This is a genomic window from Chitinimonas prasina (genome assembly GCF_030160395.1).
Classification (GTDB): Bacteria; Pseudomonadota; Gammaproteobacteria; order Burkholderiales; family Chitinimonadaceae; genus Chitinimonas; species Chitinimonas prasina.
In genome coordinates, this window is sequence record NZ_BSOG01000001.1 from 981,813 (window position 1) to 996,035 (window position 14,223).

The window sequence follows — 14,223 nt, forward strand, 5'->3', positions numbered from 1 at the left end:
CCCATGAGCTCCCATATCCCCCGCAAGCGCTTTGGTCAGAATTTCCTGCAGGACCAAGGCGTGATATCCGACATCGTCAGTTGTATCAACCCGCAACCGGCCGATGCCATGATAGAGATCGGTCCTGGCCTCGCCGCGCTGACCGAGCCTCTGCTGGCCAAGCTGGATGTTTTGCACGCCGTGGAAATCGACCGCGACATCGTCGCCAAGCTGTCCGGCCGCTTCGCGCCAGGCAAGCTGGTCATCCACAATGCCGATGCACTGAAGTTCGACTTTGGCCAGTTGGCCGAGCAGATCGCACCGGGCCGCCAGGTTCGCCTGGTTGGCAACTTGCCCTACAACATCTCCACACCCCTGCTGTTCCATCTGGCCGGCTATGCCAGCGTGATCAGCGACTGCCATTTCATGCTGCAGAACGAGGTGGTGCTGCGCATGGTGGCCGAGCCCGCCTGCGCCGATTACGGCCGGCTCTCGGTAATGCTGCAGTATCACTTCCACATGGAAAAACTGCTGGATGTCCCCCCCGAAGCCTTCTTCCCGCCCCCCAAGGTGGATTCGGCCATCGTCCGGATGATTCCCCGCCCCTTCCCCATGCCGGTACGCAATCTGGATGCGCTGGAGAAGCTGGTGGCACAGGCTTTTGCCCAGCGCCGCAAGACCCTGCGCAACAACCTCAAGGGCATCGTCGATGACGCGCTTTTCGATGCCACAGGCATAAATGCTGGCGACCGTGCGGAAAACCTGTCGGTACACGACTACGTGCGGCTGACCAACGCCCTGCCTGACTAGTTGGCCAGCCCCCTTTTGTGTGGGCTACAGCCCACACAAAAGGGCCTGGAACGAGCCTGAAAACCACCGGATCACTGCGGTTTTCCCTGCTTTTTCCCCATTATTAGGGATTCCCCGCTTGTTGCGCCTATGCCGGCCGCTACACTTTGCCCATCCCGACGAGTTGCCGGATCAACCGGCAACGTTCCATGACGGTTCAAGGACTTACCAGTCCTGAAGCACAAGGCCAGCCTGCCATCGCCGATGCAGGCTCGAGCAAGCAGGAATGCGCCCGCCGTCATGTTGCAAGGTCGCAAGACACGCAGCAGTACAAACCCACGGAACCGATACGAATTGATGCCTAGGCCATGCCGGGAGCAGCTATAGTCTTTTCGTGAAGTGCGATGATCGAACAACCCTAAAGGAGCAAACCGCAATGCAGAAGTCCCTGATCCTGTCGGCCGCCGTGGCAGCCGTCTTTGCTGGCGGCGCACACGCCGAGGAGCTCACCGGCACGCTGAAGAAAATCAACGATACCGGCATCATCACCGTGGGCCACCGCGAGTCGTCCATCCCCTTCTCCTACCTGGATGACAAGCAAAAACCCGTCGGCTACGCCATGGACCTCTGCCATCAGGTTGTCGCTGCAGTGAAGAAGAAGCTGAACAAGCCTTCGCTGGTGGTCAAGCTGGTGCCCGTCACTTCGCAGACCCGCATCCCGCTGATGGTCAATGGCACCATAGACATGGAATGCGGCTCCACCACCAACTCCAAGGAACGCCAGAAGCAGGTCGGCTTCAGCTATTCCTACTATGTTACCGCCGTACGCATGGCCGCCAAGGCCAGTGCCGGCATCAAGACGCTGGACGATCTGAACGGCAAGCCCGTGGTAACCACCACCGGCACCACCTCCGACCGTTATATCAAGCAGAACGAGCAGGGCAAGGCCATCGACGTGAAGAACGTCTACGGCAAGGACCACGCCGAGAGCTTCCTGATGGTGGATACCGGCCGCGCCGCCGCCTTCGTGATGGATGACATCTTGCTGGCCAGCCTGATCGCCAACTCGCGTAACCCCAAGGACTTCGCCATCGTCGGCCCCGCCTTGTCGGTCGAGCCCTACGGCATCATGCTGCGCAAGGATGACCCCCAGTTCAAGAAGGTAGCCGACGACACCCTGGCGGCCATCTTCAAGTCGGGTCAGATCAATACCATCTACAACAAGTGGTTCATGACCCCGATTCCGCCCAAGAACATCAATATCAACCTGCCCATGAGCGACAAGCTCAAGGAAGCCATCAAGACCCCGACCGACGTCGGTATCTGATCTCGTTGTCACCTGCTTGATGGCATTGCCTGCGGCCGCACCCTGCGGTGTGGCCGCTGCGAGGGGAGCTTAACGCTCCCCCTGTGTTTAAGGAGTTACCCATGGGTCAATACCAATGGAACTGGGGCATTATCCTCGAAGAGGTATATGGCACCGGTGAGTACTACTACCAGTGGCTGATAACCGGCCTGGGCTGGACGGTTGCGACCGCCCTCAGCGCCTGGGTCATCGCCCTGATACTGGGTTCGCTGATAGGTACCGTGCGCACCATGCCCAACAAATGGCTGGCTGGCCTGGCCACCGCCTATGTGGAGCTGTTCCGCAATATTCCGCTGATCGTGCAGCTGTTCCTGTGGTTTTTCGTCCTGCCCGAGGTATTGCCCGAGCAGATGGGCACCTGGATGAAGCAGGACATGCCTATGCCCGAATTCATCACCGCCGTGATCGGCCTAGGCCTGTTCACCAGTGCCCGGGTGGCCGAGCAGGTACGGACCGGCATCATGGCCCTGCCACGCGGCCAGCGCTATGCTGGCCAGGCATTGGGCTTCACGCTGGGGCAGACCTATCGCTACGTGCTGCTGCCCATGGCCTTCCGCATCGTCATTCCGCCACTGACGTCCGAATTCATGAATGTGTTCAAGAACTCGGCCGTAGCGCTGGCCATAGGCGTGACCGAACTGACCTTCCAGATGCGGCAGATCACCGGCGAATATGCTCCAGGCAACCCAATTGAAGTCATGACCATGGTCAGCGTCATCTACCTGATCATGGCCTTCTCGGTGAACCGCCTGATGGCCTTTATCGAGCGCCGCACCCAGGTGCCCGGCTACATCAGCGGAGGAAGCAAGTAATGGACTTCAATTTCTCCGCCATTGTCGATTCCAAGGACTTCCTCTGGGAAGGGCTGAAGTACTCTGCATCGCTGACCCTGTTCGCCACCTTTTTCGGCATCGTGTTTGGCACCCTGCTGGCCATGGCCCGCCTGTCCAGCATCAAACCGCTCAATCTGGCGGCGTCGGCCTATGTCAACCTGTTCCGCTCGGTGCCGCTGCTGTTGGTGATCTTCTGGTTCTACATCCTGGTGCCGCTGATCAGCGGGGTACAGGTGGGGGCAGACAAATCGGCCTACATCACCTTTGCCATCTTCGAAGCGGCCTATTTCTGCGAGATCATCCGGGCTGGTATCCAGTCCATCTCACGCGGACAGGTATCGGCAGGCCAGGCCATGGGTTTCACCTATGCCCAGAACATGCGCTACGTGATCCTGCCGCAGGCCTTCCGCAACGTGGTGCCGCTACTGCTGACCCAAACCATCATCCTGTTCCAGGATACCTCGCTGGTCTACGTGGTAGGCGCCACCGACCTGCTGGGCGCCGCCAGCAAGGTTGCCAACCGCGACTACATACCCGTAGAGATGTATGTCACCGTCGCCGTCATCTATTTCACCATCAGCTTTGTGCTGTCGCGCCTGGTCAAGCGCCTGCATACCGCGATCGCAGTGATACGCTAAGGCATTGAGGACTCATACCATGATTTCCATCAAGAACGTTTCCAAGTGGTACGGCAACTTCCAGGTGCTGACCGATTGCACCACCGAGGTCAAAAAGGGCGAGGTCGTGGTGGTTTGCGGCCCCTCCGGCTCGGGCAAATCCACCCTGATCAAGACGGTGAACGCGCTGGAACCCTTCCAGAAGGGTGACATCGTGGTCGACGGCATCTCCATTGCCGACCCCAAGACCAATCTGCCCAAGCTGCGCTCGCGGGTGGGCATGGTGTTCCAGCATTTCGAGCTATTTCCGCACCTCACCATCACCGACAACCTGGCCATCGCCCAGCAAAAGGTGCTGGGCCGTAGCCGCGATGAGGCACGGGCCAAGGGCGCCAAGCTGCTGGAGCGCGTAGGTTTGTCGGCGCATGCCGCCAAGTTCCCCGGCCAGCTTTCGGGTGGCCAGCAACAGCGCGTCGCCATCGCCCGCGCCCTGGCCATGGACCCCATCGTCATGCTGTTCGACGAACCCACCTCGGCTCTGGACCCGGAAATGGTCAACGAGGTATTGGACGTGATGGTGCAACTGGCCCACGAGGGCATGACCATGATGTGCGTCACCCATGAGATGGGCTTTGCCCGCAAGGTGGCCAACCGGGTGATCTTCATGGACAAGGGCAAGATAGAGGAAGACTGCTCCAAGGAAGACTTTTTCGGCAGCCCCCGTGGCGAGCGGGCGCAGCTGTTCCTGTCCAAGATTCTGCAACACTGAGCGAGCAGCCGCCCTCTCGTTTACAGCGGGAAGGCCGTCGAGCAACAGGCCCAAGTAACAGGCCCGAATTGGTGATTCGGGCCTGTTGCATTAACGCGCTATGGCATCCATACCCCGCCTCAATACTTGACTGCCCCCTGGTAGGGCGCCAGCAGGCCTTGCATGGACTTGTTGCGTATCAGCCGCTGTATGCCGGCATCCAGCGCCTTGCGCAGTGGCACGGCTTGCTTGATGCGGCGGCTGACCAGGAAGTGCAATCCTACTGGTGCCTCTTCCGGCACCGGCCTGATCTGCAGGCTGCCATCCGTCAGCATGTCCTTCAGATGGGTGTCAACCAGGTGCAAGGCAGCGATCACCTCGCGCTTGTCCAGAAACAGATCACAATGGCCGGCATGCAGCTTGGCAATCAACTGCGGATAGTTGGCCGCTCCCACATCCACCTTGGCATTGTCCAGGCCATAGCTCTCGAAGGTGTGCCCCATCAGGCCGCAGACCCTGTAGCGATGCAAGTCATCCAGCAGCCTGATCGGCAATCCGTTGGCGAAGTAACGGTTGCTGTAGAGATAGACACTGTTTAGCTGCACATAGGGTTCGGTCACCAGAAAAGGCGCAGGATCGACCTGGGCCGTGGCGACATTCAGCGCCAGCGCATAGCGCCCCGATTGCACCAGGGCCAGGCATCGCCGCCAGGGCAGCATCTCCACCTGGGCGGCAGGCAGGCCTGCCTCCAGCAGCAGGCGGGCCAGCAAGTCCACAGTCATGCCTATGGTGCGGTTATGCTGGCTATAGGTAAACGGAGGGAGTTGGGCATCGGCCGCACAGGCCAACAGCGGCGCGGGTGCTGCCATGACAGGCGCTGCCAACAGCAGCAAGGCAGTGAACAGGGATAGCAGACGCAACATGGCAAGACCCGGTGAGGCGCTAGTTCGGTATAGCACCCCGCGCCCTTCACCGCCCTGTAAAGACAAGCGCCCGGGCTGGCCGGGCGCTGGCGGCGATCAGTCGCGGAAGGTCGGTTTTTCCTTCATCACATGTGCCATGGCTGCAGCCTCCAAGTCACGCGAGATCAGCATGGCTGCATTCCAGGTCGCCACATAGCGCAGGCCTTCGGCCACCGTATGGTCGCGCGCATAGTTCAGGTTGTCCTTGATGCCGCGCGTGGTCAGCGGCGCCTTGGCGGCGATCGATTCGGCCACCGTCATCACCTCCATCAGCAGACTGGCCCGGTCGGCCAGACAGTTGCTGACCAGCCCCATCCTGGCAGCGTCCTTGCCGCTGACCTCACGTGCGGTGAATGCCAGCTCGCGGGTACGGCCATCGCCTATGATCTTGGGCAGGCGCTGCAACACCCCCACATCGGCCACGATGCCCAGGTCCACCTCTTTCAGGCAGAAGCGGGCATCCGCCGAACAGTAGCGCAGATCGCAGGCGGCGATCAGATCCAGCCCGCCCCCCACACAACTGCCGTGGACAGCGGCAATAACCGGCTTGCTGCATTGCTCTATGGCGGTCAGGCAATCCTGCAGGTCCAGGATAAAGCGCCGCAGCTTCTCTGCCTGCCGGCCCTGGCAATCGTCCTGTATGCGCCCCTGCACCGCCATCAGCATGCCCAGGTCTATGCCCGAGCAAAAGTTGGCACCGTTGCCCGATAGCACAGCCACCCGTGCAGCCGGCTCGCCATCGAGCCAGCGCATGGCATCGCGCAGCTCGCGCCACATGGGCTCGTTCATGGCATTGGCCCGATCAGGTCGGTTCAACGTGATCTGGGCTACATGGTTTTCCAGGGTAAGGGACAGGGTGGTATAGGTAGGCAGGCTCATGGGTGTACGGGTAGTCGCAAGCAGATACTTACAGGATAGTCAGTTCCTGCCGCACAACATGGTTGCGGCAGGATTATTTCATTGCACTCAAGCGACGGGCGCTCAGTTGCGCTTCTTCGGTATCCAGGCCCAGACCATTTCGCAGATGATGGGTTCATTGCCCGATTCATCGGTCACCGTCACCGGCACCAGTACATCGCCCTTCTCCAGCGTGCGGACGCTGTTGATCTGCTCGGCCGTCAGGGCGGCCACAGCCTTGAGGTCGCCCTGGGCGCGCTTCTTGTACTCCACCTTCATGGACTTGAGCAGGGGCAGCTTGTCGTCCGGCAGGTTCATGCCCACGGCAAAGCCGGTGGCCGTCTCCGCCAGCAGCGCCATGGCAGCGGCGTGCACGCCCTTGATGTGGTTCTGGTTCTTGCTGACATTGCGGATATGGCAGATCACCCGTGCGGTGCTGACTTCCTCGAAGTCGATACCGGCAGTACCGGCAAACTTCACATAGCGACCGAAAGCCTTGGAGCGCGCCCAGCGGCGCAAGGGGCCGGGGACCTTCTCGAACTTGGCGACGATACGGCTGAAGGCATTGCTGAAGGTCTGTTCCATCGTGTTTCCTTGGTGTGTCCCGTTATAGCCAGTGGCCGTTGTGCTCGAACGATACTGCGCGGGCACCGCTTTCAGCGGGCACCCAGGTCCAGCCTGAGCTGCTTCTTGACCGCATCCATCCAGGTCGGATCAAAGCGGGCAAGCTGCAAGGCGCCTTGCAAGGTAGCCAGCAGGGTGGCCGCCTTGTCCTCGCAACTGCCGGCGAACTGAAAGTACCCGCCTGCTATGCCCTCGCGCAGCACCCCCAGGCACCATTGGTACAGCTCCTGCATAAAGGCGCGGGCTTCCTCACGCACCGGCTCTGGCAGGGTAGCCCACTCAGCAGCCAACATGCCGGTGGGGCAAAGCCGCTCGCTGTCGGCATAATCCATGGTCAGCAGGTCTACATACCATTCCAGTTTCTGCCAGGCATCCTGGGTGGTGATGGCATGGTGCTCTGCCGTGCGCCGTATCCGCCGCCGATAGCGGCCTACCAGCGCCAGGCCAAGATCGGTCTTGGTCGGGTAGTGGTAGTGGATAGCCGCATTCTTCAACCCCAAAGGCTGCGCCAGATGATGGTAGCTGAAGCCATTGAAGCCCCTCTCCAGCCAAAGCGCCTCCGCCAGATCGAGTATGCGTTTCGCGGTATCGTTCATGTGGCGCTCACTGTAACCAAGCAAGTGCTTGAAAGGCAACTAATCCTTAAGATATGGCCGGGGCTGACGGCACCCCTGCGACACGACCGCGTCGGCCGCCCTCGCCGCCCCCCGCTACCCTATAGCAGGCTGATACCCGGCAGGCTGCTGGCACAGGTAGCCCTGACAGTATCGACAAAGTCCTCGACATAGGCGAGGCCAGCGCGGCTGGGCGGCACGGCCGCGTACAGCTCGCCAAACAAGCCCTGCTCTCCTATGGGCCTTGCTGTCACGTAGCGCCGCTCCAGATACGGCGCCACCGCCCACTCCGGTAGTGCTGCCACACCGCGCCGGCTGGCCACCAACTGCAATATGGCCACCGTCAGTTCACTACTGCGGCGGCGCGGCTGCACACCAGCCGGCCGCAATACCTGGCGTATCACATCCAGCATATCGTCCGGCACCGGGTAGGTGATCAGGGTTTCGTCGGCAAAATCCTCGGCCTGCAGGGCAGTACGCCCGGCCAGCTGATGGTCATTGGCCAGCAGGGCCACGATCTCGTAGCGGAACAGCGGGAAGTAATGCACCGGCTCAGCCTCATCGCGCTCCGACACGATGCCCAGGTCGGCCTCGTTCTGATGGATCAGACCCACCGGATCGGCATGAAAGCCAGAAACGATATCCAGTTCCACCTCCGGCCAGCGGGGGCGGAACTCGTCCATGGCCGGCATCAGCCAGTCAAAACAGGTATGGCATTCCACCGCAATACGCAGGCTGCCCGCCGCGCCATCGCGGATACGGCCGATATCACGCAAGGCGTCGCCCACCTGGGGCAGCACCTGGTCGGATAGCGCGAGCAGGCGCTGGCCGGCTGGCGTCAGCTTGAGCGGCTGGGACTTGCGCTCGAACAGGCTGAGCCCGAACTGGTCCTCTAGCTGCTTGAGCTGGTGCGACAGGGCCGACTGGGTCAGATTGAGCCGCTCGGCGGCGCGGGCCACCCCGCCGGTTTCCACCAGGGCGGCAATGGTACGGAGGTGGCGTAGTTCCAGTGCTGTGCTCATGAGTAATTTCGATAACAAACCGTAAAAAGATGCGTTTTGATCATAGACGGAGCACGCGCATCATGCAAAGCGTTCATTGATGCATTACTCCATCGAAAGGATTACTCATGTTAACCACCCATACCCTGGGCTTCCCCCGCATAGGCAGCCAACGCGAGCTGAAGTTTGCCGTCGAGCAATTCTGGCGCGGTGAGCTGGACGAGGCCGGCCTCAATGCCACCGGCCGCGAACTGCGCCTGCGCCACTGGCAATGGCAGCACGCCGCCGGCTTGCGGTTTGTCGCTGTCGGGGATTTCTCCTATTACGACCAGATACTGGATACCACCGTACTGCTGGGCGCCATCCCCAAGCGCTTCGGCTTTGATGCAGCCCAGCTCAGCCGCAGCCAGTATTTTGAACTGGCGCGTGGCAATGCCGCCCAGCCGGCTTGCGAAATGACCAAGTGGTTTGACACCAACTACCACTTCCTCAAGCCTGAGTTTGACCATGACACCCGTTTTGACGGCGGCCCGCAATGGCTGCTGGACGAGCTGCAGGAGGCGACCCAGGCCGGCTTCCAGGCCAAGGTGCAGTTGGTGGGCCCGCTGACCCTGCTCAAGCTGGCCAGGGTGCAGGGCATAGACGCGCTATCCCTGCTGCCGCGCCTGCTGCCTGCCTATGTACGCCTGCTCAGGCAGCTGGCAGCCGAAGGCTGCAACTGGGTGCAGCTGGACGAACCCATCCTGGGCCTGGATCTCGACAGCCACTGGCTGAATGCCTACGCCCCGGTCTACCGCGAGCTGGCTGAAGCCCACCCCGGCATCCTCTTGACCACCTATTTCAGCGGTGTGGCCGAGCATGCCGAGCTGCTGAAAAGCCTGCCGGTAGCCGGCCTGCACCTGGACGCCGTGCGCGCCCCGCAACAGCTGGGCGCCTTTGGCGACTGGCACGCCGGCAAGGTGCTATCGGTCGGCATCGTCGATGGCCGCAATGTCTGGAAGACCGATCTGGATGCCGCGCTGGACAAGCTCACCCCGCTCTACCACCGCCTGGGCGACAATCTCTGGATAGGCAGCAGCTGCTCCCTGCTGCACGTACCGGTCGACCTGGACCAGGAAACCCGCCTGGCCGAAGAGATCAAGGATGGCCTCAGCTTTGCCCGGCAGAAGCTGGCAGAGCTGGCCACCCTGTCACGCGCCCTGTGCCTGGGCCGCAGCGTCTGCTTCCAGGCGCTGGAGCAGAACCGGGCGGCACTGACACGCTACCGCACCCTGCCTGCCCGTAACGATGCCGCCGTCGCCCGCCGCCTGGCCAACCTGCCCGAGATCGAACGCGGGCTCAGCTATGGCGAGCGCGCCCTGCTGCAGCGCGAGCGGCTGAAGCTGCCACTGTTGCCCACCACCACCATAGGCTCCTTCCCCCAGACCAATGCCATACGCGCCCAGCGCGGTGCCTACAAACGCGGCGAGCTGAGCCAGGCCGATTACACCCGCGCCATGCAGGCCGAGATCGCCCACGCCGTCAGCCGCCAGGAGGCCCTGGGGCTGGATGTGCTGGTGCATGGCGAAGCCGAGCGCAGCGACATGGTCGATTACTTTGCCGAGCAGCTGGCCGGCGTGGCAGTCTGCCAGCACGGCTGGGTACAGAGCTACGGCTCGCGCTGCGTCAAGCCGCCCATGATCTGGGGCGACGTCAGTCGGCCGGTGGCCATGACGGTGGAGTGGACCCGCTATGCGCAGTCCCTGACCAGCCTGCCCATGAAGGGCATGCTGACCGGCCCGGTCACCCTGGTGCAATGGGCTTTTGTGCGCGACGACAAGCCGCGCGCCGAAGTGGCCTACCAGATGGCCCTGGCCCTGCGCGATGAAGTGGCCGAGCTGGATGCCGCCGGTATCGCCGCCATCCAGATAGACGAGCCGGCTTTCCGTGAAGGCCTGCCGCTGAAGCGCGCCGACTGGCCGGCCTATCTGGACTGGGCTGTGACCGCCTTCAAGCTCAGCGCCGCTGGCAGCCGGCCAGAAACCCAGGTGCACACCCATATGTGCTATTCAGAGTTCGAGGACATCCTGCCTGCCATCGCCGCCATGGATGCCGACGTGATCACCATTGAGACCTCACGCTCCGCCATGACCCTGCTGGATGCCTTTGGCGACTTCCGCTACCCCAATGAAATCGGCCCCGGCGTCTACGATATCCACTCGCCACGGGTGCCACCCGTCACGGAAATGACCACCTTGTTGGAGAAGGCCCTCAAGGTGATTCCGGCAGAGCGGCTGTGGGTGAACCCGGATTGCGGCCTCAAGACCCGCGCCTGGCCAGAGACCGAAGCGGCGCTGATCAATATGCTGGCAGCCACTCGCCAGTTGCGCCAGCGCTTGGCCGCCGGTACGGCAGCGTCCCTCTCGGCAGCCAGCGTAGCCACGGCAGCGCATGTGCATGAGGGCGAATGCTGCGGCCCACGCGGCGAGTAATCAGGCAGCAGGGGGTTTGCGGGCCTTGGGCACCTTGGCGGCCCTGGCCCGCAATGCCACCTCCAACGCGGCGCGCGCCCATTGCAGCAGCTCGCCGCGTTCCTCCAGCACCTCGTCAGGTATGCGGTAGTAGTTCATCTTCGACAGCTTGCCGTCCTTGCCGCTGTATTCAAACGGCCCACAAGCCTGTGCCGTGTAGCTGGGTATGGTCTGCGCATCGGCCTTCAGGTAAGGCACCTCGTCCACCACGATGGCAAAGATCAGGCCATCGCAATACACGCTCCAGCCACCAAACATGGCGCGGCTGCTCATATGTCCCATGGGCGACAGCTGCTCACACAGCCATTCGACAAACTCGCTACGCATCCAGATACCTTCTTTGGGTTTGGTCTACCGGACACCCGCTGGGCTGCTGGACGACAGCGAACCAACAGGTTCCCGTCAATCCCCAGCCGCCTTAGGCGGCCATGCCTCGGCAATACGCTGGTATTCGCCACTCTGCTGCAGCACCGCCATGCCCTGCTCGAACAACTTCAGATAGTGGACCGACTTGGGGTGGCGCTTGCTGAACACCGCATAGACCGGGAAGCGCTCGAACACGCCATAGGGCACCACCTTGCCAGCCAGGCCATGACGGCTAATCAGATAGCGGCCTATCTTTTCATCCATCAAGGTCACATCCACCCGGCCCAGGGCGATATTACGCAGGTTTACCGCATCGGAATCGGCTTCAACCTTGATGATGTCGCGATCATCGGCAATGGCAGCGGGGTACTCATATCCCTTGACCACGCCAAACTGGCGATGACGCAAATCCGCATGGTCCAGGCTGCCGCTGACCAGCCCCGGCCGCCCCCATAGCACGCCCCGGACTTCCAGCAGGGGCGGCCTGGGCCATAGATAGGTGGGCTCGCGGTCTGCCGTCTTGGCCATGTTCAAGGTCAGCACATACCTGCCCTGCTGGGTGAGCCGGATACAGCGCTGATAGCTACCGCTCTCGAACAGGGCTGTCACCCCCTTGTGGGCAAAGGCCGCCCTGGCCAGCTCGACCGACATGCCTACCGAGGTGCCATCCCGCAGGGCGGAGTAGGGGTACCAGTCATCTTCGGCGCAGATGGTCAGGCTCTCTGCCCAGGCGGGTACCGCCAGCACCCAGGCCAACACGCCCACGCACAGACGGGTGGCAAAGCCCTGCTTTAGCAAGTGGCATCGCACCATGGCAACCTCCTCCCCCTCAGCATAGGCGATGGCTACCCCTGTGCAGCCAAAACCGGCGCCTGGGCGCCGATTAGTTGCAGGGATGGGGTCGGTTCGGCGGGCGGGGCGGAGGGGTGGGGATCAATCAGGGGCGAGCCGCGGCTTGAGATGACTCATAGGGTGAGCCCCCGGGTCTCCCGGGTGCCTGCGCGTCAGGCCGCCTTACCTTGCCGTTTGCAATTTACCGTTAACGCCATCGAGCGTAGCGAGGTTCCCCGCCGGCGGGCGGGGCAGAGGGGTGGGGATAAATCAGGGAGAGCCGCTGTTTGAGACGACTCAAAGGGTAAGCACCCGGGTTTCCCGAGTGCCTGCGCGTCAGGCCGCCTTGCCTTGCCGCTTGGAGCCCATAACAGGCTCTCAACCGTCAGCGTTGATCTTGCTCACCAGCTCCGCCAACACCGCCACCGCCTGGTCGTTCTCTACCTGACAAGTACCTGCCGCACCATGGCCACCACCGCCGTACTTGAGGCACAGCTCGCCGACATTGGTCACCGAACTGCGATCCAGTATGGACTTGCCGATGGCGAAGACCGTGTTCAGCTTCTCCCTGCCCCACATCACGTGGATGGAGATATTGGTCTCCGGGAACAGGGCGTAGATCATGAAGCGATTGGTGGCGTAGATGGTTTCTTCATTGCGCAGATCGAACACTGCCAGGTTGCCATGTACGGTGGTGCAACGCTGTATCTGTTCCTTGGCCCTAGGCTCGTGGTCGAAATACAGCTCCACTCGTTCGCGTACATCGGGCAATGTCAGGATGTCTTCTATGCCATGGGTGCGGCAATAGTCGATCAGATCCATCATCAACTGATAGTTGCTGACCCGGAAATCACGGAAGCGGCCCAGGCCGGTGCGGGCATCCATCAGGTAGTTCAGCAACACCCAGCCTTCCGGACTCAGTATCTCGTCTGCGGTGAAATCGGCCGAATCGCCCTTGTCCACCGCCTCCATCATGTCCTCCCGCACACGCGGGAAGGCCTTCTTGCCGCCGTAGTACTCATACACCACGCGCGCCGCCGAAGGTGCACTGGGAATAATGATGTGGTTGTCGCGCTTCTCGTTGCGCAGGGTTTCCGACAAATGATGGTCAAACGCCAGATGTATGCCCGGCACAAAGGGCAGGTTGGTGCTGATGTCGCGGTCGGTGACCGCCACCTTGCCGTCCTGCATATCCTTGGGGTGGACGAACAGGATGTCGTCTATCAGGTCGAGCTCCTTCAGCAGCACGGCGCATACCAAGCCGTCGAAGTCACTGCGGGTGATCAGGCGGTATTTCTGTTGTGACATGGGTGGCTCCTACTGGGTCTCGACGATGGCTTCGCCTGTATAGCGGTGGACGACTTCCTTCAGTTTCGGACTTGCGGCCAGTTTTTTCCAGGCCGCATTTAAACGCTGCACGGTATCGGCAGGCAGATGCTGCGACACCAGCAGGTGTATATCGAGTTCGCCTGCATCCAGCGGCTGCCAGCGCAGGCGGCTACTTAGGCCGACGCGGTCGGCCGATATCAGCAGAGAGCTCTCCAGGCCAAAGGCAAACCTTCCCCGCCCGGCCACCAGTTTCTGCAGCATCTGTTCCACATCTACCGGTGCAGCATCCAGTACCAGGCCGGTTTGCTTCAGTAGTAGCGTATGCGCCGTCGTACCTGGTATCACCAGCACGGCAGCCCGCTCGCCATGCGTCGCCAACGTGGCCAGGCTATCTACCCGCAACGGCTCATCGGCACGGCTCAGCAAGCGCAGTCTTACCCTATGGATGGCCGGCTCCAGCACATGGAAGCGGCCCCCCCGCTCCGGCGTCTTGCCGCCCAGCGCCAGGTCCAGCCTGCCGGCATTCATTTCTTCCACTACCCGCCGCGCAGTCAGGAAGTTGTCCAACCCGACAAACTGCAGCGACGGATCCAAGCGTGCCATTTCGCGCAGCAGCTCCACCTCCATGCCGGCCGGCTTGCCCTGCTCCAGATAGCTGTAGGGCGGGGTATTACCCACCCCTACCCGCAGCGGCAGTATCTCGGCATGCGCCACCAGGGTCGCGGCCCAGGCCAGCAAGAGTGCCCGCAGGAACATG

15 protein-coding genes are annotated in these 14,223 nt (G+C 61.8%); 6 read left to right on the forward strand and 9 right to left on the reverse strand.

What is annotated here, in order from left to right:
- The first annotated feature begins 3 nt into the window (after positions 1-3).
- From rsmA to QQK16_RS04665, 5 genes are all read left to right on the forward strand, one after another.
- Positions 4-789: a 16S rRNA (adenine(1518)-N(6)/adenine(1519)-N(6))-dimethyltransferase RsmA gene (gene rsmA / locus QQK16_RS04645; protein WP_284195257.1), complete on the forward strand. Its 786-nt coding sequence runs from the start codon at positions 4-6 to the stop codon at positions 787-789.
- A 415-nt stretch (positions 790-1,204) separates the two neighbouring features.
- Complete coding sequence (locus QQK16_RS04650; RefSeq protein ID WP_284195258.1) at positions 1,205-2,095, forward strand: transporter substrate-binding domain-containing protein; 891 nt, start codon at positions 1,205-1,207, stop codon at positions 2,093-2,095.
- A gap of 101 nt (positions 2,096-2,196) precedes the next feature.
- Entirely contained in the window at positions 2,197-2,946 is a 750-nt protein-coding gene (locus QQK16_RS04655; RefSeq protein WP_284195259.1) for an amino acid ABC transporter permease, read from the forward strand.
- Positions 2,946-3,605: an amino acid ABC transporter permease gene (locus QQK16_RS04660; RefSeq protein WP_284195260.1), complete on the forward strand. Its 660-nt coding sequence runs from the start codon at positions 2,946-2,948 to the stop codon at positions 3,603-3,605. The genes QQK16_RS04655 and QQK16_RS04660 overlap by 1 nt, the downstream gene beginning before the upstream one ends.
- A gap of 19 nt (positions 3,606-3,624) precedes the next feature.
- A complete protein-coding gene (locus QQK16_RS04665) occupies positions 3,625-4,353 on the forward strand; it encodes an amino acid ABC transporter ATP-binding protein (RefSeq protein WP_284195261.1) in 729 nt (242 codons plus the stop codon).
- A 119-nt stretch (positions 4,354-4,472) separates the two neighbouring features.
- On the opposite strand, the gene QQK16_RS04670 is transcribed toward QQK16_RS04665, so the two are convergent.
- The 5 genes from QQK16_RS04670 to QQK16_RS04690 all read right to left on the reverse strand — a co-directional run bounded on the left by QQK16_RS04670 (position 4,473) and on the right by QQK16_RS04690 (position 8,451).
- Complete coding sequence (locus QQK16_RS04670; RefSeq protein ID WP_284195262.1) at positions 4,473-5,255, reverse strand: substrate-binding periplasmic protein; 783 nt, start codon at positions 5,253-5,255, stop codon at positions 4,473-4,475.
- Between the two features lie 96 nt (positions 5,256-5,351).
- The gene (locus QQK16_RS04675; protein WP_284195263.1) at positions 5,352-6,173 is read right to left on the reverse strand and encodes a crotonase/enoyl-CoA hydratase family protein; all 822 of its coding nucleotides are present in this window, start codon (positions 6,171-6,173) and stop codon (positions 5,352-5,354) included.
- A 102-nt stretch (positions 6,174-6,275) separates the two neighbouring features.
- Positions 6,276-6,776: a DUF4442 domain-containing protein gene (locus QQK16_RS04680; protein ID WP_284195264.1), complete on the reverse strand. Its 501-nt coding sequence runs from the start codon at positions 6,774-6,776 to the stop codon at positions 6,276-6,278.
- 71 nt (positions 6,777-6,847) lie between these two features.
- Positions 6,848-7,411: a TetR/AcrR family transcriptional regulator gene (locus QQK16_RS04685; protein WP_284195265.1), complete on the reverse strand. Its 564-nt coding sequence runs from the start codon at positions 7,409-7,411 to the stop codon at positions 6,848-6,850.
- A gap of 119 nt (positions 7,412-7,530) precedes the next feature.
- Positions 7,531-8,451 (reverse strand): LysR family transcriptional regulator, encoded by a 921-nt coding sequence (locus tag QQK16_RS04690; RefSeq protein ID WP_284195266.1) that lies wholly within the window; start codon positions 8,449-8,451, stop codon positions 7,531-7,533.
- 107 nt (positions 8,452-8,558) lie between these two features.
- On the opposite strand from QQK16_RS04690, the gene metE reads away from it, so the two are divergent.
- On the forward strand, positions 8,559-10,901 hold the full coding sequence (metE, locus tag QQK16_RS04695) for a 5-methyltetrahydropteroyltriglutamate--homocysteine S-methyltransferase (protein ID WP_284195267.1): 2,343 nt from the start codon (positions 8,559-8,561) through the stop codon (positions 10,899-10,901).
- On the opposite strand, the gene QQK16_RS04700 is transcribed toward metE, so the two are convergent.
- The 4 genes from QQK16_RS04700 to QQK16_RS04715 form a co-directional block, all read right to left on the reverse strand.
- Positions 10,902-11,267 carry a TfoX/Sxy family protein gene (locus tag QQK16_RS04700; RefSeq protein ID WP_284195268.1) on the reverse strand — a complete coding sequence of 122 codons (366 nt, stop codon included), beginning with the start codon at positions 11,265-11,267 and terminating at the stop codon, positions 10,902-10,904.
- 75 nt (positions 11,268-11,342) lie between these two features.
- Positions 11,343-12,119 (reverse strand): substrate-binding periplasmic protein, encoded by a 777-nt coding sequence (locus QQK16_RS04705; protein WP_284195269.1) that lies wholly within the window; start codon positions 12,117-12,119, stop codon positions 11,343-11,345.
- Between the two features lie 396 nt (positions 12,120-12,515).
- Positions 12,516-13,445 (reverse strand): exopolyphosphatase, encoded by a 930-nt coding sequence (locus QQK16_RS04710; RefSeq protein ID WP_284195270.1) that lies wholly within the window; start codon positions 13,443-13,445, stop codon positions 12,516-12,518.
- A gap of 9 nt (positions 13,446-13,454) precedes the next feature.
- The gene (locus QQK16_RS04715; protein ID WP_284195271.1) at positions 13,455-14,222 is read right to left on the reverse strand and encodes a substrate-binding periplasmic protein; all 768 of its coding nucleotides are present in this window, start codon (positions 14,220-14,222) and stop codon (positions 13,455-13,457) included.
- Between the last annotated feature and the right edge of the window lies 1 nt (position 14,223).